The organism is Microcoleus sp. D3_18_C4 (assembly GCF_036702355.1).
Lineage (GTDB): Bacteria > Cyanobacteriota > Cyanobacteriia > Cyanobacteriales > Microcoleaceae > Microcoleus.
The window spans coordinates 1-23,860 of record NZ_JAUBTF010000085.1 but is presented as its reverse complement, the minus strand read 5'-3'; the positions used below and the strand labels follow the sequence as shown (position 1 = coordinate 23,860).

Sequence of the window (23,860 nt, the reverse complement as noted above, 5' to 3'; positions counted from 1 at the left end):
CCAACACCAACGCCAACACCAACGCCTGAGATAACACCAACACCAACACCAACGCCTGAGATAACACCAACACCAACACCAACGCCTGAGCTAACACCAACGCCAACACCAACGCCAACACCAACGCCTGAGATAACACCAACACCAACACCAACGCCTGAGATAACACCAACACCAACACCAACGCCTGAGCTAACACCAACGCCAACACCAACGCCAACACCAACGCCTGAGATAACACCAACACCAACACCAACGCCTGAGATAACACCAACACCAACACCAACGCCTGAGCTAACACCAACGCCAACACCAACGCCAACACCAACGCCTGAGATAACACCAACACCAACACCAACGCCTGAGCTAACACCAACGCCAACGCCTGAGATAACACCAACGCCAACGCCTGAGATAACACCAACGCCAACGCCTGAGATAACACCAACGCCAACACCAACGCCTGAGATAACACCAACACCAACACCAACGCCAACACCAACGCCTGAGATAACACCAACACCAACACCAACGCCTGAGATAACACCAACACCAACGCCTGAGCTAACACCAACGCCAACACCAACGCCTGAGATAACACCAACGCCAACACCAACGCCAACACCAACGCCTGAGCTAACACCAACGCCAACACCAACGCCACCGCTTCCTGTTAACAAATCACCCGAAAATTTACAAATTAGCGTGCCAACCACTGTTAAACCAAATGAGGCGATTAAGCTAACAAATGGTCAAATTTTTGATGAAAATGGAACGGGAGATTTAGCTAAAGTAGAATTTTGGGTGCAAAAAGAGGGAGGAGAGTGGACAAAAGTTGGCGATTTTACTAATTTCACACCTGATAGCAAAGATAATCGTTTAGCTAAATTTGATGCTGAATTGAAAGGTTTAGAGGCTGGAAAGTATCAAGTTAAGGCGATTGCCTACGATAAATCAGGTGAATCCAGCAAGGAAATGATTAGTAGCTTATTAGTAAATACTGCACCGAATGACTTAGCCTTTAGAATTTTACCTCTTTATACAACTGGTGAAAAAATTAGCTTTGAGTATGCTAGGGTGATTGACGCTGAAGGCGTAAGCGACATTGATAGAGTTGATTTCTGGTTACAAAAAGAAGGCGGAGAAAAAATTGAGATTACAAATGATGTAACTGAGTTTGAGAGTGATAGTAAGGGTCGGGGAAGATTTAACTTTCGCGATGATTTAAGCAGCATAACACCCGGTCGTTATCAACTGTCGGCAATGGCTTATGACAAAAGCGGTGCCGCTAGTCCATTAGCGACAGAAAAATTTGCCCTGATTACCGATCCGGGTGAAATTTTGTCAGATAATGTCAGGTTAGCGATCGCAGGTTCAGCTAACCTAGAAAAATACGATCCAGAAGCCCTAGCTCAAACACGGGAATGGTTGATTTGGCTGACTCCTGGCAGTTCCTCTCAGCAGTTAGCTAACAGTTTAGGCGCTATAGATAGTGGCGCAGCCGGACATATTCCCAACACCTACCGCTGGCAATTTCCCGAAAATAGCGATCCACTCTTAGTAGAGCAATCCTTATTATCTTTGAGTGGGGTGGAGTTTGCCTATCCCCTTGTTTCCCACCAACCAGAATTGCTATCGGAACCCAAGGATGAACCTCTGGTTAAAGATGGAACCCAGTGGCATCTGAAAACCAGCGTGAGTCCAAACGCTACTGTCAAGGAAGCTTGGGAGTTAGCGCAAGGAGAGGGTGTAGTTATCGGTATAGTCGATGACGATCTCTTTGAGTCGCCGCACAAGGAATTGACTGATAATTTTCGAGCGGATTTGAGTTCGGACTTCAACCAAGATGCCGATCCCTCACCCACTTACCAGCGGACAGTTATTCCTCAATACTTGTCATCCAAGAGTAACATTAAAGATTCTAATTCGACTTATTTCCGTGTGAAAGTACCTCTGACGGGAGTGGTAACGGACGTGAACGTTCAATTGGGTATCGAACACCCCAAAATCCATGACTTAGATGGGTATTTGGTCAGCCCCGAAGAACCCATGTTCGACCCCCTCATCTTCCTATCATCGTCCCGCAATCGATCGCCCAGACCAGGCGATCCACCTTCTACACCGCCACAAGTTGAATTGTTCAACAATATCCAAAACGGCGGTAGTAACTTCACTCGCACAAGATTTGACGACGAAGCAACAACTCCAATCACCACAGCCTTTGCCCCCTTTACTGGCACTTTCCAACCGCAGGGGCCTCTGGCCGGCGTTAATAACCAGTGGGCACCTGGTTCTTGGCAGCTAAGGATTGAGGATGAAGTGTCGTTAAACACTGGAAAACTCACTCAGCTTGGGTTAGACTTCACAACCTACAACCCTCACGCAACATCAGTGGCAGGGGTATCAGTTGCTAACGGTTCCAATGGTTATCAAGGTAGCGGGGTTGCGCCCAAAGCCTCTTTCGCTGGGCTGCGGCTAGTGGCTGACCAATTTAACGATTCAGCCCTAGCAAATGTGTTTTATGACCAGTCTAGTAAAAATCGTAATCAGTCAATCGATATTTATAACAATAGTTGGAAAGATGAAGCTTGGCTGAGTTACTTTGCCCAAGGTGTGGACGCGATGGCGGATGGAGTCAAGTACGGGCGTGGCGGACTTGGCAATATATATGTTTTTGGTGGCGGAAATGATGCTTTAGATGGCGGAAATGTCAACTATAACGGATTGGCAAATTCTCGCTATGCGATTGCCGTAGGAGCGATCGACAACCGAGGCTATAAATCAGTTTACAGCGAACCAGGAGCCTCTTTATTGGTATCTGCTTATTCGAGTGGCAACGGAATCGGCATTACAACAGCAGATATGGAAGGCACTAGGGGATACAGTGAGGAAGATTATACCAGTGGCTTTGGCGGAACTTCAGCGGCCGCACCTTTTGTATCTGGAGTTGTGGCCTTGATGTTGGAAAAAAATCCATTTTTGAGTTGGCGAGATGTCCAGTATATCTTAGTAGAAACTGCTCAAAAAAATGACCCTAATGACGCAGGTTGGGGAAAAAATGGAGCGGGGTATTCCGTTAACCATAAATACGGATTTGGCGCTGTCAATCCAGTAGAAGCGGTAAAAAAAGCCGCCGATTGGACTCCTGTTGCTCAGGAAGTAAAAGTTCCTCCTTCTGACTCCTTGAAAAATGTCATGGACACTATTCCTGATGACAATGGAGAACCCGGTTTATCTTCAACAATCAAGATTAATGAAGATATTAATGTCGAGAAGGTTGAGGTCGTGTTTGACGTTAAGCACAAAGATTGGAGGGATTTAACAGTTAAACTAAAATCGCCCAACGGTACCGATTCACTTTTAGTAAAGTCAATCTCAGAAGAGATGAATGCTAACACAATCATTCCTGAATCTAGCATACCTTGGGTATTTACTTCTAACCGCCACTGGGGGGAATCTTCTAAGGGTGAATGGACATTAGAAGTTATTGATGACAATGGAAATCAAATTGAAGGATACTGGAATAGTTGGAAGCTGAATGTTTACGGAGCCAAGCCAACTTTATCTATAGAGGCGACTGATGCAAATGCTTCAGAAAGTGGCGCTCCAGGTACGGTGACTATTACTCGCAGAGGCAATACAAAATATGATTTGAAGGTCAATTACTCTGCGGGCGGGACAGCGAGTGAGGGGATAGATTATCAGGGATTAAGTAAAAGTGTCACGATTCCTGCTGGTCAGTCGAGTGTGGAAATTCCTATTAGGGTCATTGATGATAGTTCAGTGGAAGGAGAAGAAACGGCAACGGTCACTTTATCAACAGGTCAAGATTATACTATTGGGAAAGATGGTAGTACAACAGTGGCGATCGCGGACAATGACGAGCCCCCCAATGTTGTTACCAATACGAAAGATAATGGTGCTGGCAGTTTACGAGCGGTTTTGACTTGGGCTAATAGCAATCCTGGTAAAGATACAGTTATCTTTAAGATTCCTACCACCGATCCGGGCTATAAGAGTAGCACTAATAGTTTTACTATTAAACCGCTACCACTATCACCCCTACCACAGATCACCGATTCAGTGATTATTGATGGAACGACTCAGCCAGGATTTTCAGATCGGCCAGTAATTGAATTAGATGGCAGTAATGTGACAGTGGATGGTTTATATATCTCTGCCGGAAACAGTACAGTAAGAGGATTAACTATCAACCGTTTTGGTGTTGACGGTATCCGATTAACTGGTAATGGTGGCAATATCGTTGAAGGCAACTTCATTGGTACAGATGTAACTGGTACTCAAGATTTAGGCAACGGCTATAGTGGCATATCAGTTTGGACACCTAATAATATTATTGGTGGCAAAACTGTTAAAACACGAAACATCATATCTGGCAATGATAATGTTGGTATTTACATTACAGAGTCAAATGCTAATAACAACCTGATTCAAGGCAACTATATCGGTAGCGATGTCACTGGCACTAAAGATTTGGGCAATACAAATAATGGTGTTGCTATTTTAGACGCAAGTAATAACACGGTGGGTGGGACAACGATTGAGGCGGGAAACTTAATATTCGGAAACGGTAAAAATGGTGTGTTTATTAACGGTTCCGGTTCCACTGGCAATGCTATTTTATCTAATTCCATCTCTGGCAACGATGGCTTGGCTATCGGTTTGGGAGAAAATGGATTGACCGTGAATGATTTAAGAGATGGCGATACAGGGATTAATAATTTACAGAATTTCCCAGAGTTAACTTCAGCTATCTCTAGTGGTGGAAATACAACTATTAAAGGGAAGATAAATAGCACTCCCAATACTAATTTGAGAGTAGAGTTTTTCTCTAATCAAAATACAGATTCTTCGGGCTATGGCGAAGGTGAAAAGTTCCTTGGATTCCAGAATGTAACAACTGATAGCAGTGGAAATGCGACTGTAGCTATTAATTTACCCTTAGCTGTTCCCGTTGGTCAATTTATTAGTGCTACTGCTACTGATCCGAATAATAATACTTCAGAGTTTTCTAAGGGGATTGCAATTGGGGCACAACCAACAGAACTCTTTAGCGACATTAATGCTAACTTGGACGGAGTTTACTTTAGTTCAGTCGCATCGGGAGATTATGATAATGATGGCGATATTGACATCCTTCTCACAGGCATTAATGGTCAAAATTCTATAGCCAAAGTGTACCAAAACAATAATGGCAACTTTACCGACATTAATGCTGCTTTGCAGGGAGTTTTTAGTAGTTCAGTAGATGCGGGAGATTATGATAGAGATGGCGATCTTGATATCCTTCTCACAGGCTTGGATGATAACTTCAACTTAATATCGAAAGTTTATCGCAATGATAATGGTAATTTTACCGACATCAACGCTAACTTGCAAGGACTTTCGGATAGTTCAGCAATTTGGTTAGATTATGATAATGATGGCGATCTTGATATCCTGCTGACAGGTAGTGCATTTGCTGGTGGTATTACGAAAATCTACCGTAATGATAGTGGTAGTTTTACGGATATATTAGCTAATTTACAGGGAGTTTTTGATGGTTCTGTAGATGCGGGAGACTATGACAAAGACGGAGATATCGATATCCTCATAACGGGTAGTAGCGGTTCATCACCATCAGGTATCTCTAAGGTTTATCGTAATGATAATGGCAATTTCATTGATATTAATGCTGCCTTGACAGGCGTTTCTTCCAGTGATGCAGCTTGGGGGGATTATGACAATGATGGCGACCTAGATATTCTTTTGACTGGGAAATTCAACGGTGCATCTCCTATTTCTAAAATTTATCGCAATGATAATGGGAACTTCATTGATATTAATGCTGCCTTGCAAGGAGTTTCAGATGGTTCTGTAAATTGGGGAGACTATGACAATGATGGCGACCTAGATATTCTTTTGTCAGGTGCTAATCAATCCGGTTTTTCTTCAAAAATCTACCGTAATGATGGTGGCATCTTTACTGATATTAGTGCTAATTTACAAGGAGTTTATTTCAGTTCAGTAACTTGGGGAGACTATGACAATGATAGCGACCTAGATATTCTTTTGTCAGGCAATCCCTCTGGGTTTTCATCTGGTATTACCAAAGTTTACAGAAATAACAGTTTAACTTTCAATACTGTGCCGACAACACCCACAGGGCTGATTACTTCAGTTAATGGCAATTCTGTCACCCTAAACTGGAACCCTGCCACTGATGCTGAAACACCCCAAACAGGTTTAACTTATAATCTGCGGGTAGGAACAACTCCCGGTGGTTCAGATATTATGTCTCCAATGGCTAATAGTAATGGAACCCGCAAAGTAGTCCAAATGGGCAATGTCAATCAAAATAGAAGTTGGAAACTTAAAAACCTAAAACCGGGTACTTATTACTGGAGTACACAGGCAATTGACACTTCTTTTGAAGGTTCGACATTTGCAACTGAAGGCAGCTTTAAAGTAGGTGTAGGTGCAATTGGCAATGTTGGTATTACAAGCGATTAGGTTGGTTTCCCCGGCCCTATACGCAACCTACCCACTAAAATTCTCGTACCAACTTATTTGGATTAAATGACTTGACCAAAAAACTATTGCCAGATAATATTAATGTTGAAACTCATTACATTCGTAAATTCTCTCCACCCTTTTATTAACAATTCCATCTTTACATCCTCTTTCTCCATGCCCCATGATTAATAAAACAAAAACACAAATATTCTGTATCCTATTTTACATCTGTGGCTTTCCAACTTTGGCAACTGCCCAAATTGTCCCCGATGCCACTCTACCAATGAATTCCACAGTCACCCCTGACGGTAATACCTTCACAATTGAAGGCGGCACAGAAAAAGGAACCAACCTTTTCCACAGCTTTCGCGAATTTTCTGTCCCTACCGGCAGCACTGGATTTTTCAACAACGCCGATGCAATTCAAAATATTTTTACTCGCGTCACAGGCGGATCAATTTCTAACATTGACGGCATTCTCAAAGCCAATGGTAACGCCAACCTATTTCTCCTTAATCCCAACGGCATTATTTTTGGCTCTAATGCTAGCCTAAATATCGGTGGCTCCTTTTTAGCCACAACCGCTAATAGTATTAACTTCGCTGATGGTAGTTCATTTAGTGCCATTAATCCCCAAACAGCTCCTCTACTAACTATTAGCATTCCCACTAGCTTGCAATTTGCAGGGACACCCGCAGAGATCCGCGTTGAGGGCCCCGGTCATAACTTCAGCTTAGATGATACTACTGAAAAATTAAATAGGGGCGATCGCCCTGCTGGTCTTGCAGTAACGCCAGGTAATACTTTAGCGATCGCAGGTGGTAATGTCACCCTTGACGGCGGAAACCTGATTGCTGAAGGCGGACGAATTGAGCTTTGGTCAGTAAGAAACGGTCAACTGACTTTGGATAGCAGCGGACAGCTTAGACTAGAAAATGCCCAGCCAGCCGCCGAATATGGCGACATCCAACTGGTTAACGCAGCATCCGCCGACGCTAGTGGTTCTGGAGGCGGAACCATTCAAGTACAAGGCCGAAACGTGAGTCTGACAGGCGGTTCTGCAATCTTGACCGTCACTGAAGGATCGCAGCCAGGAGGATCTTTAACTGTAAATGCCTCTGAGTCCGTAGAACTGATCGGCACGACGACTGAGGAACGCCCCTTTTTTCGCAGCGGCTTGCTGGCAGACACTCAGGGTGATGGCAATGGCAGCAATTTAACCATTGACACGGGGCGGTTGACTGTTCGAGAGGCAGCAGTCGCCCAAACTTCTACCTTTGCTGCTGGCAATGCTGGAAATTTAACCGTCCGAGCTAGGGAACTCGTAGAAGTTAGCAGTCCCATAACAGATCCTGAAGTGATTAGGACGACAGGCGGTTTGTTTTCTGGAGTCGCGCCAGAGGCGACGGGAAATGGAGGCAATTTAACTATTGAAACGGGACAGTTGCTTGTTCAAGATCGAGCTGAAATTTCTACCACTACATTTAGCGATGTTGGCCAAGCGGGAGATTTAACTATCAACGCTACCGATTTGGTGCAAGTGTCAGGAATAAGCGGCTTATTTACTAATGCAGAAGCAGGGGGAAATGGAGGAAACTTAACGGTTAATACCAGACAGTTGATCGTAGAGGAAGGTGCTCAGATATCAACATCTACTTTTGGCTCTGGCAATGTAGGAAATTTACTAATTCGCGCTTCCGATTCAGTGGAGGTGAGGAACGGCGGCGGCATATTTGCTCAAGTTGATTACCAAGAAACAGAAGAAGGAGAAATTATCCCATCAACGGAAAACGGAGGTAATTTGACGGTGGAAACCCGACGGTTAACAGTGGAGGGTGGCGGCCGCATCTCTGCAACGACGTTCAGCCAAGGGTCGGGAGGAACCTTGACAGTTCGAGGCATTGGGTCAGCAGAAACAGTAGGGGTGACTCCAGCAGAATTAGTGGAAGTAATCGGCACCTCGACGGAGGACAATCCGAGTGCTTTATTTGCGAGCACTGAAGGAAGCGGTGCTGGTGGCAATGTCAACATTGATGCGAGGCGGTTGGTGATCCGGGACGGAGGGCAGGTCACAGCATCTACTCTGGGTACAGGGCCAGGAGGCAGTATCACTGTTAACGCTGCTGACTCGGTAGAATTGAGCGGAATTGGCAAGACAGAAACAGGTGAAGCAGTGCGAACAGAAGAAGGCGCAGAAGAAGGCGAGCTACTCCGTAGCGGTTTGCTAGCTCGGACGCGGGGCGGTTCTGGTGATGCTGGCAGTTTGAACATTACCACTCAAACCTTAAGGGTTGAAGATGGCGCAACGCTGACAGTCAGTAGCCGCTTGGGAACAGGGACAGCAGCGGCGGGAAACTTGGAGGTTAAAGCAGGCGATATCCGCTTGGACAATGGCATTATTACGGCAGAAACGTTTAATGGTGATCGCGGCAACATCAACCTCCAAGCCTCAAACTTCCTTGTGATGCGCGACAACAGCAACATTACTGTTACGGCCACCGGCAATGCTACGGGCGGCAACATCAACCTCAATACCAGAGCCTTAATTGCTGGAACCAACAGCGACATCACAGCGAATGCAGTCAACCGCGAAGCCGGCCGCGTCGAAATTACAGCCCCAGAAGGGATTTTTGGAGCGCGATCGCGCCGTGAAGGAAATCCCAACTCTAACCTCACTAGCGACATCACAGCTACCTCCCTAGCAGGCCCGCAACTCGACGGCGAGGTACTTCTCAACACCCCCGACGTTGACCCCACCCAGGGAGTCGTTCAATTGCCAGATACGATCGCCAATCCCGACGCGATCGCCCAAATTTGTCCCGGTCAACGACAGTCGGGAACCGATAAAACCTTTACCAGAATTGGGCGCGGCTTGCCAGCAAATCCGGTGGAAACACTCAGCAATGGCTCAGCCGCAGTCGGTTTAGCCGACGCTGTAGCCCCTGTAGAGCAACGCATCAGAACTGCTGCACCCCAACAAGCTCGCCCCACTTCCGCCCCCATCCTATCGGCTCAAGGTTGGGCCGTTAACCGCAAAGGAGAAGTTATTTTTACCGCTAATCCTGCTGCTGTTACTCTCCACAGCCCTTTTAATCCTACCCAAGACTGCTATGGTCAATAAAGGAAATCAGAAATGGGGCGATCGATTCCTACAAATAGCTGCGGGAATATTAGCTAGTAGTTCGACAGTTTTGCCGGTGAAAGCACAAACCGTTCCCCTATTCCCAATAGAAGAACTCAACGAGCGCCCAGATTTCATAACACAGACACCTACCGAAACTCAAACTCCTAACCTCTCAGAACCTTTAGTACCGCAAACCGTCCCTTCCCAGCCAAACCTACCGCAGCCAGCTAATCCATCTCCTAGCTTGCAGGAAAGAAAAACTGAACCGAAGCCGGATAGGAGTCAACTTTACGAATGTCCGCTCCCAGTACGATCGCCAGAACCGCAATCTCCTCTAACTCAAACACCGGAAGATAACAAAACTGATGAAGTAATTGAGGCAATATCTGTTACTAATTTTCGCTTCATTGGTAATACAGTTTTCAGTCAACAAACCCTTGAAACTGAAATCACTAGCAAATTGCTAACATTAGATAGCAATACTAACAGATTCCTAGAAACCCCAATCACATTTGCTCAATTGCAGCAACTGATTTCCGAAGTAACAAAATTCTATAATGACAGAGGATATATTAACTCTTTTGCCTACATTCCCACCACGAGCGAAGAACCAAATCAAAGGTTGCAAAACCGAGGGGCCGCTGGGGAAGTCACGATCAAAATCGTTGAAGGTGGCTTAGAATCAATTCGGGTCAGGAGGCGGACGGGAAAGCAGCGCCTAAATCTCAATTATGTATGCAGCCGTTTGGCGATTGCCTCCCAGCCTTTACAAGTTTCTCGCCTGCTAGATGCCCTACGATTGCTCGAACTAGATCCTTTAATTAGAAATATTTCTGCTGAGTTGATACCCGGCTCTCAGTCCAACCGAAGTGCTCTAGAAGTTAAGTTCGAGGAAGAAAAAACATTTAGTGCTGCGATGCTGCTAGATAATAGACGGGCTCCCAGTGTCGGCAGTTTCCGTCGCCAGCTACAGTTAACCGAAGCAAACTTATTAGGAAAAGGCGATGGTTTGAGTGTGGCTTACACCAATACTGAGGGCAGTAATGCTTTTGATCTAAGCTATACAGTGCCATTAAATCCTAACAATGGCACAATTAATTTATCAGCGGGCCTTACTGCCAATCGCGTCGTAGAGAAACCTTTTGAAAAGGTTGATATAAAAGCGGAAGCACAATATTTAGATATAACTTTGCGCCAACCTTTATTGATTAATCCTAGACAAGAGCTAGCTATCGGAGTGACCGTAACTAGGCGGGAAAGTGGCACTTCAATTTTAGGGGAAGATTTTCCTCTTTCTGCGGGAGCAGATGCCAAAGGGCGCACGGGAATATCAGCGGTTAGGTTTTTTCAAGATTGGACTGCGCGGAACAATGATGAATTATTGGCTTTTCGCTCTCAATTTAGTGTAGGATTGGGAGCGTTTAATGCTACTGTTAATAGCGAAGCTCCTGACAGCAGATTTTTGGCATGGCGCGGTCAGGGACAATGGATTCGCCGCTTGAGGAGAGACACTTTTCTGTTGGCAAAAACTGATGTGCAATTGGCGAACAGGACGCTTTTACCTCTGGAACAATTTGGGATTGGGGGTGGGAATAGTGTCAGAGGCTATCGGCAGGATATTCTGTTGGCTGATAATGCAATTTCAGCATCGGCGGAACTTAGGTTTCCGATTTTTGGTAGGTCTGATCGAGGGTTAGGGGTTGTACAAATTACTCCTTTTGTTGATGCTGGTACTGTTTGGAATAGTTCAGGTAGAGATAGCTTAGAGCGTCAATTGTTGCTGTCGGTTGGTACGGGTTTGCGGTGGGAATTGGGTGATAGTATATCGGCCAATTTTTATTGGGGTATTCCTTTAGTTGATGTGAATTCGAGGGGGACAACATGGCAAGAAAAAGGTTTACATTTTTCCGTTCTATCCCGGTTCTCTTTTTGAAACCAGCACGTCTGAGGTGGGGGCGAAGTCTGAGGCTATTTACTATCTTATTTGTGGCAGTATTCTTATCATTGTTTGCTGCAAATGTCAAGGCTCAATCGGGATTGCAGTTGGAAAAAAGTGGGGTATCCAATTCTCTAATTAGTTTGGAAAAAGTGGATGAATTTTCAGTAATTGCTGGAAATACAGGGATTGGCAATCAGCCGCGATCGCCGCAGGAATGGGAGGATTTGGCTAGAACAAGTTATGCTGCTGGGGAGTTTCCAGAGGCTGCGAAGTATTGGCGGCAAGCTGTTGCGGGTTTTGAGGTGGGGGGAGATTGGTTGAATCAGGCGATCGCCCTGGGTAATCTTTCGTTGACATATCAACAGCTTGGGCGTTGGGAAGAGGCAAATAGGGCGATCGCCCAGAGCCGGAATTTGTTACCGGAGGAAACTGGGGTAAAGTCGTCAGAGGAATTAAGGGCGATCGCTCAAATTCTCGATATTCAATCTAATGGGCAATGGGAACAGGGACAAATCAATCTTGCTTTGCAAACAGGGAAGCAAGCAACGAATATTTATGTGAAATTAAAGGATAATTTAGGATGGAAACGCAGCCTAATTGCTCAAATTAAAACCCTGCAAGCATTAGGTTTATATCAGCAAGCTTGCCAAGCAATTATCCCGGTTATCGAATCAAACAATCCCGAAATATTCGCCATTCCCAGTCAGGATTGCCAGCAGTTAATTGTTGAAAAATTAAAACCAATCCAAGAAAGTATCAAAGCGCCATTAAACCAGAAATTAAAAAATATTCAAATTACCGGGGCGCGTCTCCTTGGGGACGTGTTAAGACAGCTTGGCTATTTGAATGAGTCAAAAGAGCTGCTGGAACAAGTAGGGCGAGTTATTAATAAGCAGGAATATCCTCAAGAAAAGGCTTTGGCGTTACTAAGTTTAGGTGATACTTATCAAGCTCTGGGAAATAGAAACAAATTTTTGTCCGAATCGGAGGAACAGAAAAAATACTACCAAAATGCTATAGATTCCTATCGACAATCGGTGAAGGTGGCTGGGAATGATTCCCTTGTAAAACTCCAGGCACAACTGCATTTATTAAGTTTGTTGTTAGTTGTAGTTGACCCTCAAATCGGATTAGCTGTAGATTTAAAGGAAAGTCAAGAATTGCGGTTAGAAATTTCATCTCAATTGACTAAATTGCCACCAAGCCACGGAATGATTTATGCAGAAGTTAGTTTGATGAATAGTTTGGTTCGCCTCAAGCAGGAAGAACTAAAACTTGCTAGTAATGTTTCAAATTCGTCGGGCGAAATTTCCGAAAAACTATCAAATTATTGTTTGCCAAATTCTTCGATTGTGGCTGAAAGTTTATCTGGCAATAGGTCGTCTGTATCTGAGAGAGAAATTGTCGAATTGGGAGGAAAAGCGATCGAGTTGGCTAGGGATTTGGGGGATTCGAGGGCCAAATCCTATGCTATGGGCAATTTGGGTAAGGTGTATGAAGGGTATCAGCGGTGGCTGGAGGCTCAACAGTGTACGGAACAAGCTTTGTTGTTGTCGCAGAATGTTAGTCTAAATGCGCCGGATCTTGCCTATCTGTGGCAGTGGCAATTGGGCCGGATTCGTTGGAATGGGGAGGCGAGGGATGTTGAAGGTGCGATCGCGGCTTATACGGCTGCATTTAATACGTTACAGTCGCTACGCAATGATTTGGTGCCGATTAGTCGGGATGGACAGTTCGATTTTCGCGATAAAATAGAACCTGTTTATCGGGAATTGGTGGATTTGTTGTTGCAGGGAAATAAACCTAGTCCAGAGAATTTGAAGCAAGCTAGGAATGTGATTGAGGCGCTTCAGGTGGCTGAGTTAGATAACTTTTTTAGGGATGGTTGTGTGGTAGTGAATAAGCCAGAAGAGATTGATGCGATCGCCGATAAATACGATCCAACAGCAGCAGTTATCCATGCAATTATTTTACCAAATCGTTTAGCAATTATCTTGAAGTTACCAGGACAATCGGAATTAGAGTATCATACAGCTTCTGTCTCAGAAAAAACTATCAGAACTACTTTAAGGCAGTTGGGAGAGTATCTGGAAGAAAGGGGGAAAAATCCTGATGTAATCAGAACAGCAAAACAGTTGTATCAATGGGTTTTTAAACCGATTGAATTATCGATTGAGAAAAACTTGAATGTTGAAACATTAGTTTTTGTATTGGACAGACCTTTGCAGAAGATTCCAATGACTATCCTCCATGACGGAAAGCAATATCTCATTCAAAAAAAATATGATATTGTTCTAGCTCCTGGGTTGCAGCTTACCAATGCTAAAAAAAGGCAAGATACTCGATTCCAAGATATCAAACTTTTCGCCGGCGGTGTCGATGAAAAACAGCTACCTATCGAAGATATAGAATTTGAAGCAATTAAAAACTTAAAAGAAGAGATTAATGGCATAAATATAGTTATGGCAGTAACAAAACAGCTTTTGAATGCAAACTTTACTATCGCTAACATTCGCCAAATTCTTTCCTTAAAAAACTATTCAATCATTCATATAAAAACCCACGGTCAGTTTAGTTCTCAACAGGAAAAGACATTTCTTGTTGCCTATAGAAGCTTCCTGAGAAGTAAAGATTTGGATAACTTGGTGAAAACTGGTAGCGAAGGCGATCGCCATACTATTGAGTTGCTCGTACTCAGCGCTTGTCAAACAGCAAAAGGAGACGATCGAGCAACGCTGGGTTTGGCGGGACTAGCCGTGCGATCGGGTGCTCGGAGCACCCTGTCAACCTTATGGAAAGCAGATGATGAAGCGACTACTAAGTTGATGGTGCGCTTCTACAATGAATTACGCAAACCAGGGATGAAAATGGCTAGGGCGCTCCATACCGCTCAAAAAATCCTGATCGAGGAAGACGGATACAAAGATGCTCGTACTTGGGCAAACTATGTTTTAATTGGCAATTGGCTTCCCTTAATTTCTCAATAATCAACAATTATTTAAGGATTATTTGAAAATAATAACTGGACCGATTAATGGTTCTTGAGCTAAATGTGACAAACCAACTGATTTCAATAAATCTGTCCATTCTTGCTTGAGCTTTGTATCTTGTGGAAAAGCAAGGATGCGGTTAGCTAAATTATTCACATCATCATACCAAACATCTGATGTTGCTGTATTTATTTGATTAGTTATGCTACTAGGCTTGGACAATATTCTCTGTACCCATCCGTCCATTTCTATATCTGGTGTGTTAGTTTTGGAACCTTTGCACTTGAATTTTAAGTACCAACGATAAAACTTCCCTGTTTCCAAGGAATTTTTCGCAGATAAGGGAAGGCTGATACTCACAATTCCCGGTGTTTTCGGCAACGTAAATAGAGTTTGGTAAACATACTCTGTTTCATCTCGGTTGAGAATCGAAAACTCTGCGGAGGTTATATCTTCGGGAGTATAGGGAACATAAAACCACAACGTGAAACGTTCAGAAGTGATTTTTCCCTGGCTATTAGCAGGAACAATAGCAGTAAGTGGCTGACTTGTTTTTTTACAGTTCGGATTGGTCGGGTCGAGGTCTCCACCTGGCACTCTTCGCCCTGGAGGGGGGCCTTTATCAGGGGATTTGTCTGGGTTTTGACTGACCAGAACGCTAAAAGAAGTTTGTACCCAGCTAGAGTAGGGCGTAATACCAATTAGTATAGTCCCGATCCCGAAAGCCAATTTAAAATGCAATGGGTGCATCTTGATTAATGATTAATGTACGAGGTTCTATTATGCCTGTTTTTGCTCCCTAGATACAGTATAGATGACCACAGTGCCTCCGCTGGCAAACAAAGCTAACACTGACGGGACAAGTGGCATCCAGCCTCCTCTGTGCAGGGTGGCTAGGCAAAGGTAATAGATGATGCAAGTTGCTACGCCAGCAGCTAATGTCAATTGTAAAGGCGATCGGAACCGCCAAACTAAAAGTCCTCCACTCAAGGCAAACATCCAAATAAAAAGTGTATCCCCCCACTGAATAAAACTCCATTGTGGCAACACCCACAATAACGGGCGGTTAGGTTTATCAATAACTGCGCTAAGAATTTGGCTAACCATGTGAGCATGAACCCATACTGTCGGCATTCTCCCATAAGGAGTATCTACCTCTTCCTTTCCTCTAGGGTCATTAACACCAATCAAAACAATTTTATGTTTGATTAAATTACGGCTAACTCGTCCTTCGATAACTTCTGTAAGAGTTACTTTTTGGGCTGGCATGGGATTGGCGCGGTAATTCAACAAAATTTGGTCGCTTTCGCCTAATTTTTGATAACCGCCAGTCTGAGAGCCAAGGGGTTGTAAGATAATTTTACCAAATTTCCACTTGTCATTTTCTAGAGTTGGTTTAATATTTTCTCCATATATAAATCGGTATGCTAATTTTAAGCTCAGACTAAACGGCGAAGGGCAAGAAGAAGGAAACCGCTGAGGATTATAGGATAGTAGTTGGCGGCGCACCATGCTACCATTGTTGTCCTGCCGATCGTCAATTTGTAAGTCACTAAATCCTATTTGGTCTTTGATTTGCTTTTCGGATAATTCAGGCGCAGGTGGATAACCTTTTTGATTGCCCTCGCCAAATGCACACATACCGAAAAGATTTGGATTGCTAAATTGGGCGACAAAAGCTTCTCTACCTGGTTGTTGAGGTTGATAGCGATGCAAAGTTAAGCCGATCGCCCGTGGCTCATTCTGTTCTATTTTCTCGATAAGTTTAGCTACAGTCGCATCCTTCAATGGATTGCCATATTTATCCAGATCGCTACCTGGAATCTCAACAACTAAAAGGCGCGGATCGATCGGCTCTGGTTGGCGCTGCCGCATTAAATGATCGTAAGCAGGTAATTCTAAAGGTTCTAACAATCCCATCCATCGCACTCCCATCACAGCACCTGTTACCAACACACTAGCAACCAACACAGCCCGAAGATTGCGCCAAATCGAAACACGCTGACGCTCTTCCTCATTCCCCCTCAGCAACTCATCCCAGCTTGGAGACTCAACAGCCGGATGCTCATAAATCATCGGTAGCCAACTAGCACAGGGATATTCAACCTCCATCCCGTGCAGCCTTTCCCGTGCCTTCCTAACTGAGTCAGGCAAAGACTTCTTTTCTCTAGCAAATGCCTCTAGAAAATATTCCAAAAACTTTTGAGCAACTTCATCCGGCACTCGTTCTCGCATGGCAATTACGGCTGGAATTTGCAAACAAGCCAGTTCATTTACTAATCCCATGCCGTCACAAGAATTGAAAATAGCTAATTTTAAACCGTGCTTAATGGCATTTTCTAAACCATACTTTAAATCTTCAATTGCTATGCTTTCAGTTTCACTCAGAGCAAGCTGACCCTGCCTGTAACCATCTTCCGTAGAACTATGACCGGCAAAAAATAAAATATCCCACTTCTGTTCCCATAACTGATTATTAAGCTTACTGCTGCTAGTAGCTACTAAAGTTTTAATTTCTGCATCATTATGGGCAATTGATTCTTTTAATAAGACTAAATCTCCCTGAACATCAATGTCTGTACTGTCTCCCAAAATTACCAAAATTTTTATCTTATTGTGAGAATATTTTTTTTTAAAATTAGATGTAGTTTTAGTTAAAAGTAAACGACTAAAAACGGGTTCAATTTTAAATCGCTCAAATTTATTCCATAAATGCCAAGGCAAACGCCATAGATAAACATCATCTGTTTGAATCATTAACCTAACATTCCCTCTTTCAGTTATCAATACTTCTAAGAGCTTCTCCTGGACTGAATAAAAACATTCATCCTTAGAACTTAGCCAATCATTAACACTGTCCTTTACACAATCGGCTGATTTTTTAACCGATATTTTTGTGATTTTACCCTTTTTCATCTGTTCAAACTTACGATAAGAACCAAAGCCGCGACTATCGCGAGCTTTCTGCAAATTATGATATGTTTCTCTCAAATCTTTAGCGGGCGGCAAGTACCCGCTAATTTGAGAATTGATAGAGTGAATACTATCACCAATTCTGAGCGTGACAGGATAGCGTTGCTCACTGTCCGCATTGCTTATTTCCAAAATTACTAGCTTGCTCATAATCTTTGATATTTTGCTCCTAATTGAGTTAAATAGTAAAATCTTCTGTAATGCTAACTTCCTGGTAAGCGACTTTCACCTGGAAATAATCGCCGATAGTGCCGCTAAAGTCATTTTGAAATCTATTAGTATCACTATCGGCTTGTTCTTCCCACAAGACTTCGCCATCTTCATCTAGGACAATTACTTCCAGATTTAGTGGCAGAATTTTCGTTCGCACGGGCAATACCCGCAAGTAAACATTAGTTTGATCGCTTCCTTCAGGCAAGAGAGTTATTTCCAGCAAAACGCGAACAGTATCAAGGCGTATTGTTAATTCAAGAATTTTACCAATTTTGACCCCCGCAGCGGAATTTTTGGGGTCAAGTTTTCCCAAGCTGACGGCTGCTTGGCAGCGCACATCATCATCTTTCGTGGTTTTCAGCAAGTTAGTCAATGCTGAAATCGCCTCGGCATTTCCAGGCTCAACACGACCTAATAAGTCAGCAGCCCGCAATTGATTCCCTTTATTGCCATCGTGCAATAAGTCAAGCAATGTAGGAATTCCCTTCAGGGTGCTAGAACCACCGTATCGATACGCTTCAGAGCCTGTGATCGCATAAATTAAACCAGGCTCTACCATTCCCAACTGTTCCATCATTTCATCAGCAATCTGCCACCCAACTTGAACATAAGTATTTAGCCGTTGGAATAAACTTGCTTGAGTTTGAATCACCACAGATGGGGCAGCAGCTACTGCTGGTTCCTCAATAATTCCTAAACGGTGATTATATAGTTGTTGCCTGCATTGATCATTCGCCAAGAAAGATGCCCACTGTTCAAACGGGGCTATCAGCCGGGGAGAATATACCGATGAATTACCCAATTTATGTAATAATTCAGCCGATTCCACCTCGGATAAGCTTGGCAAGGGTGAGACTTCTTGTTGCAAGTTTAACCCTAGAGTAATTTGCATGACAACCAGAGATTGGGTTAATTCCTTTGTTGGCAGAGCATAAGTGTGATCGCCCGCGCTGTATCTGCCTTCATTCTTCAGTTGGCGGTGCGTCGCAAACCCGCACACCTCCATCCAACACTCATCCTCATCACCATCCAAATTCACCTGCACAGGGATATAATAGTCAGCACTCCAGTTAGGAATATCAACCCACTCCTGGGGTACACACAATTCCTCCAAATCTCCCTCGTCACTGGGGATTAATACTAATCTAGTATCGCCAATCTGAATTGCAGTGCCATTCACCAGTTCCCAAATACTAGAAATATCCTGACTGTGCCAGACTGAAGGTTGAGGGAATGCTTCTTCTGCCAGCCATTCCGATAACCAGTTCAAGAATGTTTTTAAACAAATACCATTGAGATAAGCATTGTAGCGAGAAATTGGATTAGAATGATGTTGAGCTTGATGCCATGCAACTTCTCGATCTACTTGGTTAACTGTCAATTCCAAACGGTCAGATTTATGAGAAGCAAGAGGCTGTAATTGGTTGAATTCAAACATTTTTTATTCTCCTTTTTTAAAAGTAGTTAAAGTTTCCAGGAATTGTTGAACGATCGCATCAATAAATTGAGAGATATCTTCGCCTATCGATAAATTCAGAGCGCGACAAGCAGCTAAAAATTGAGGTTTATAAAACTGCACTAGCCACTTTTCGACATATTCGGTCTCCCAAACATTCAGCAATTTTATCAATTTTGCCAGTAATTTATGCTGGGCTTGAGAGATTGTAGCAGTTAGTTCTAATAAATTCATGCCCAGCCGATCGGCAATGTTTTCTTCTGCTAGCTTCTGACCGTACCGCAGCCGCAAAACTTCTTGCTGTTGAGAGTCAAGTTCCCGGATCGCTTGAACTAAGGCAGCCGATCTGTGCTCCGATGTATCGGGTGTGCGGAAGTCTTTCTGCAGCCATCCAACTACATACTCATCAACCCGTTGATGGGGTTGGGACAACTTTCCCAATGCTTCTAATAGTTGAATTTTCATTCTTTTGAGTTTTCTAGAAATAGATGTTTGGTCTATTCCTAGTGGAATTTCTAGTTGTTTTTGCTTGAATCCAGCACCGTAATAAAGTAATAGCATTTTATGCTGCTCTGGTTGAAAAATTTCTAGCTTTTCGCGAAAAGCCGAGTCAAGTAGGCGGTAAATTTCCCATGCTGTGTTGTCCGTACTTTCTATGTCATAGATAGGTGATTTTTCTGGATCTAATTTAGAGAACAATTCGTCACGAACTCCTTCCGAAAGCTCTTCTAAAAATTTTGGATAATTGATGAAGTTCGGGTATTTTTGTAACGCAAGAATGCAGATATTCATCCAATCTTGCATTTTCTTTGGGCTAATGTTTCCACCCGCTGAGACTTCATGTGGCGCTGAAGGCAGGGACTTTTCTGCATTGTAACATTCCGCTGCTGCCTGAAAATCTTCAATATCAGCATACGGCCATGTTTGCCCTCTTTGCCGAATTGCGGGATTATTCACCTTATTAAAGCGATAAACTTGTTTAAAATATTTGCGTGCAAATCTAAATTGAGAAAGGTCAGGTTCTCCATATCCACATTTTTGGAGAGCTTCACCAAGCTCTATATTACTTGTGGTATCTAACAAACGCCAGGGCGAGAACTTACCGATACCTAATTCAGATCTGATAAATTTTATCAAACTTTGCTGAACGTAGGTATCTAAAGAGGTCTGATGAGAAATATTATAGGACTTTAACAGCCTCAAAAGATTGTCAAAATCGTGAATAAAAACGCGAGGATAGTAGAGATATTCCTCCCAAGGGCGATCTTTTGACTGCGCCCATACTTTGCTAGCTGCATAATAGCAACTTTTTTCAAAGTAACTAGCCAAGTGTTCTAAAGCTAGTCTTTTCCTATTTTTAGGTTCCCAGTCTTCGGCAATCTGCGACGGAGCATCAATCGCTATCTGCCTCCAAAATTCGGCTATATTTTTACTTCGATCGACCTGGAGGCACAACTGTGAAAGCTCCTGATTTCGTTCTTGGTATAACTCAAAGTTGCGTTTCAGTTCCGCAGAATTTTGCCACCGAATCGCAGAGCGACTATTGTGGCTTGCCAGCACGAAATACGTAAAAAAATTCTCGCCGTTATCTCGACGATCGGGCAATCTGGGCATACTTTCCTGAGAATGGTTGGGCATCTTAGCTAATTCTTCAATAACAATAAAGGAAAAATTGAAACGGGATTTTTTAGTTGAAACTTGACTCGCCTAGTTGGAAGCTATGCCTGAGCCCGGGCAGCTACTCCATTGCAGACTGTTCGCCGGTACGGGGTTGGAGATGTTGCTGAGCGGCAGCAGGAAAGGTGCGATCGATTTGAGCATAGAGGCTGTAAGAGAACTTAGAAAGCTTACTACTTAGTTATTGGCACCGCCAGCCGACAATTATGCAGGTAGCTCTGAGTTGGAAACGCAGTATTGTTTCCGAGCAAGGTACTAGAGCATCAGTCCAGTAGAACCTGCTGCATTAGGTTCCGGCCAATTTTTCGTCGAGCGTCGAACGCTGAAACAACCTTTTTTTCGTTGATAATCATTCTAGTAGACTGGCGTTCCAGCAGTGTATCTTTTGCTTGCCGGCGTACTGAGGCTGAAAGTGGGGCTGGTGTCTAACTCTTGAGACATAACTGCTTGAGTTGGAGTTACGACAGGCGAGCTTCTCAACGCAGTCCTCCAAAAGTGGGGCGCTAGATGTATTGCCAGCACCACAAGCATCCCAGGCAGCGGAAATAGGGGTACAGCCGAGATACCTGCATTCCGAGGACGTGAGATTAAGAAACGTAACAAATAAGTCCCTACATAGCTTCCTCGGAAGCTTGCAAGCACAAAAGCATCCTAAATTAGCTGACTATTCAACCAAGTTTGAGAAGACAGAGTATTAGTTATACTCTGCCTTCGTACAGACCCAAATAGCGTCCATCTTTTACTGCTAAACATTTCAGGCTTTGCTACTTCAAGTCATTTTGTCTTATATTTACAAAACTTTACGTCGTGTCCTATTTTGCCCGTATCTCGGCTATACCCCAATTTGAGTTTCCCCGCCTTGATTTTTAGCCCACATTCCGCACCCCCAACTGGCACATACGCTGCTTGAGGGGATAAAAGTGAATTATCCGAGACCGAGCGTGAGTAAAAATACTCAATAATTTCGGTCATGCTCCCATCACCTAGAATCTGATACCAGTTAAAATTGCGCTCGCTAATAAACCAAGTTTATGACCTCATAGTAACCCGCTCGCAGCCTCGAAAATGCGTTAATTGCGATCGCTCTTCCGTAACCAATCATCACCAAAAATAGTGTACACTTACGATCGCGATGAACGCTCAAATCAGGATTCAGCAGCCCATGCAGAAAGCATCCCAGATGAAGGTAGAAAACAAGGATCATCTGGGCTTGATAGCCGGTCTAATTGATGAAATAGGAATTGTCCAAAAAATCAATGAGTTAATAGGCGAACAACCGGGCGAAATAGTCAGTCCCGGCTTGGTAGTCAAAGCCATGATTATCAATGGATTAGGGATGGTTTCCGCCCCACTATACTCCCGTCTCTAAATTTTTTGAAGGGAAAGCAATAGAACATTTACTTGGCTCAGGAATTGAAGCATCACATTTAAATGATGACCGTTTAGGAAGAGTATTAGATAAATTATATTTAGCAGGAATTACGGAAATATTCACAACCATTGCCCTAGAAGCAGCTCAAAAATTCGAGATAAATACCGACACATCTCACCTCGACTCAAGTTCATTTCATCTACATGGCAAATATGAACAAGAATTGCCATCAGTATCTTGTTCTAGCAGAGAAACAGATAGCAATCAGTTAGATAATTCATCAATCAACCATCAAACATCCCCAATACCAATTCAGATTACCTACGGCTACTCTCGCGACCATCGTCCCGACTTGAAACAATTCATTTTAAACCTAATTTGTCGTGGAGATGGAGATGTACCACTATTTTTACGAGTAGCTTCAGGAAACGAATCAGATAATTCCCTATTCGCCTCAATTTGTCAAGACTTTAAAAAACAATTAAATCTCGACAGTTTAATGGTAGCTGACAGTGCATTATATAGTGCTCCCAATTTAGAAATGTTAACCAATTTAAGATGGTTGACTCGTGTACCGCTGAGCCTCAAACAAGCGCAGCAACTGGTATCTCAGCTAAATGAATCGGAATTTCATCAAAGTTCAGTGACGGGATATAGTTGGTCAGAACACAAAAGTAATTATGGTGGAATTGAACAAAGATGGTTAGTAGTAGAGAGCAGTTTGCGCCGTGATGCTGACCAACGTAAGTTAGAAAAAAACCTCAAAAAAGCAGAAGTTGAGGGTCAAAAAAAGTTGCGAGAGTTATCAAATATTGAATTTGCTTGTGACGCCGATGCTTCCGCAGCAGCAAGTCGTTTATCCAAACAACTAAAGTATCATAATTTAACCCAAGTTACTAGCAGACAAGCGACAGCAAAACCAGCTACTAATTCGACCATTTCTCATAACAAATCTAGCTCTAGCTTGATATTTAAAGTTCAAGCAAAACTGGAATTAGATGCTAGTGTGATTGCTAAAGAAAAGAAAGCTAGTGGCAGATTTATCTTAGCTACTAATGTGCTGGATGCATCACAATTAAATCCTGATGAAATGATTGTCAAATATAAGGAACAGCAGTCGGCAGAGAGAGGGTTTGGGTTCCTGAAAGACCCGCTATTTTTTACGGATAGCGTGTTTCTGAAGTCGCCGGAAAGAATCGAGGCTTTAACTTTGGTAATGGGTTTATGTTTGTTGGTTTATACTTTGGGTCAAAGGTTACTGCGGCAAAACTTGCAACTCACAAATTCGACAGTAAAAAATCAGTTGGGCCAAGGAACCAATCGACCTACTTTACGCTGGATATTCCAAAGTTTTCAATCGATTCATGCCGTTTGTATTCAAGGAATTCAGCAAGTTTCTAATTTGACAGCCGAACGGTTGTCCATATTAAATTTGTTTCCAGTCACCTGTCGGTCTTATTATTTCTTATTGTGAAATGAAGTCGATTATTGGTTGGTAAAACAGACTTACATTTAAGCGATTGTCATTCGTAACAAGTTAAGCTTGGATGGCAGTTGTCAAGGGGATTTGAGAAGATGCTTCAAAGAAAAAGTAGTCAGA

General features: G+C 43.4%; 9 protein-coding genes and 1 pseudogene. 5 read left to right on the top strand and 5 right to left on the bottom strand.

Annotated features, from left to right (window positions below; all coding sequences use genetic code 11):
* The coding region (locus QUA90_RS27515) for a hypothetical protein (RefSeq protein ID WP_333448479.1) at nucleotides 1–664 on the bottom strand (664 nt) is incomplete at its 3' end.
* Nucleotides 665–705: 41 nt separating this feature from the next.
* Here QUA90_RS27515 and QUA90_RS27510 point away from each other — a divergent pair.
* From QUA90_RS27510 to QUA90_RS27495, 4 genes are all read left to right on the top strand, one after another.
* Nucleotides 706–6,513: a S8 family serine peptidase gene (locus tag QUA90_RS27510; RefSeq protein WP_333448478.1), complete on the top strand. Its 5,808-nt coding sequence runs from the start codon at nucleotides 706–708 to the stop codon at nucleotides 6,511–6,513.
* 247 nt (nucleotides 6,514–6,760) lie between these two features.
* On the top strand, nucleotides 6,761–9,637 hold the full coding sequence (locus tag QUA90_RS27505; protein WP_333448477.1) for a two-partner secretion domain-containing protein: 2,877 nt from the start codon (nucleotides 6,761–6,763) through the stop codon (nucleotides 9,635–9,637).
* The gene (locus QUA90_RS27500; protein ID WP_333448476.1) at nucleotides 9,627–11,573 is read left to right on the top strand and encodes a ShlB/FhaC/HecB family hemolysin secretion/activation protein; all 1,947 of its coding nucleotides are present in this window, start codon (nucleotides 9,627–9,629) and stop codon (nucleotides 11,571–11,573) included. The genes QUA90_RS27505 and QUA90_RS27500 overlap by 11 nt, the downstream gene beginning before the upstream one ends.
* The gene (locus QUA90_RS27495) at nucleotides 11,570–14,566 is read left to right on the top strand and encodes a CHAT domain-containing protein (RefSeq protein WP_333448475.1); all 2,997 of its coding nucleotides are present in this window, start codon (nucleotides 11,570–11,572) and stop codon (nucleotides 14,564–14,566) included. Before QUA90_RS27500 ends, QUA90_RS27495 begins: the two co-directional genes overlap by 4 nt.
* Before the next feature lie 18 nt (nucleotides 14,567–14,584).
* Here QUA90_RS27495 and QUA90_RS27490 read toward each other — a convergent pair whose 3' ends face one another.
* The 4 genes from QUA90_RS27490 to QUA90_RS27475 form a co-directional block, all read right to left on the bottom strand.
* Nucleotides 14,585–15,166 carry a DUF928 domain-containing protein gene (locus QUA90_RS27490; RefSeq protein ID WP_333448474.1) on the bottom strand — a complete coding sequence of 194 codons (582 nt, stop codon included), beginning with the start codon at nucleotides 15,164–15,166 and terminating at the stop codon, nucleotides 14,585–14,587.
* Nucleotides 15,167–15,349: 183 nt separating this feature from the next.
* Nucleotides 15,350–17,692: a CHASE2 domain-containing protein gene (locus tag QUA90_RS27485; protein WP_333448473.1), complete on the bottom strand. Its 2,343-nt coding sequence runs from the start codon at nucleotides 17,690–17,692 to the stop codon at nucleotides 15,350–15,352.
* A 28-nt stretch (nucleotides 17,693–17,720) separates the two neighbouring features.
* Entirely contained in the window at nucleotides 17,721–19,193 is a 1,473-nt protein-coding gene (locus tag QUA90_RS27480) for a DUF1822 family protein (protein WP_333448472.1), read from the bottom strand.
* Nucleotides 19,194–19,196: 3 nt separating this feature from the next.
* On the bottom strand, nucleotides 19,197–20,849 hold the full coding sequence (locus QUA90_RS27475; protein ID WP_333448471.1) for a hypothetical protein: 1,653 nt from the start codon (nucleotides 20,847–20,849) through the stop codon (nucleotides 19,197–19,199).
* A 1,201-nt stretch (nucleotides 20,850–22,050) separates the two neighbouring features.
* On the opposite strand from QUA90_RS27475, the pseudogene QUA90_RS27470 reads away from it, so the two are divergent.
* A pseudogene (locus QUA90_RS27470) lies at nucleotides 22,051–23,734 on the top strand (IS1634 family transposase).
* Nucleotides 23,735–23,860 lie beyond the last annotated feature (126 nt).

Coding starts and splice junctions, on each gene's coding strand:
- QUA90_RS27500 (WP_333448476.1), top strand. CDS start 9,627: ATGGTCAATAAAGGAAATCAGAAATGGGGCGATCGATTCCTACAAATA.
- QUA90_RS27485 (WP_333448473.1), bottom strand. CDS start 17,692: ATGAGCAAGCTAGTAATTTTGGAAATAAGCAATGCGGACAGTGAGCAA.
- QUA90_RS27480 (WP_333448472.1), bottom strand. CDS start 19,193: ATGTTTGAATTCAACCAATTACAGCCTCTTGCTTCTCATAAATCTGAC.
- QUA90_RS27475 (WP_333448471.1), bottom strand. CDS start 20,849: ATGCCCAACCATTCTCAGGAAAGTATGCCCAGATTGCCCGATCGTCGA.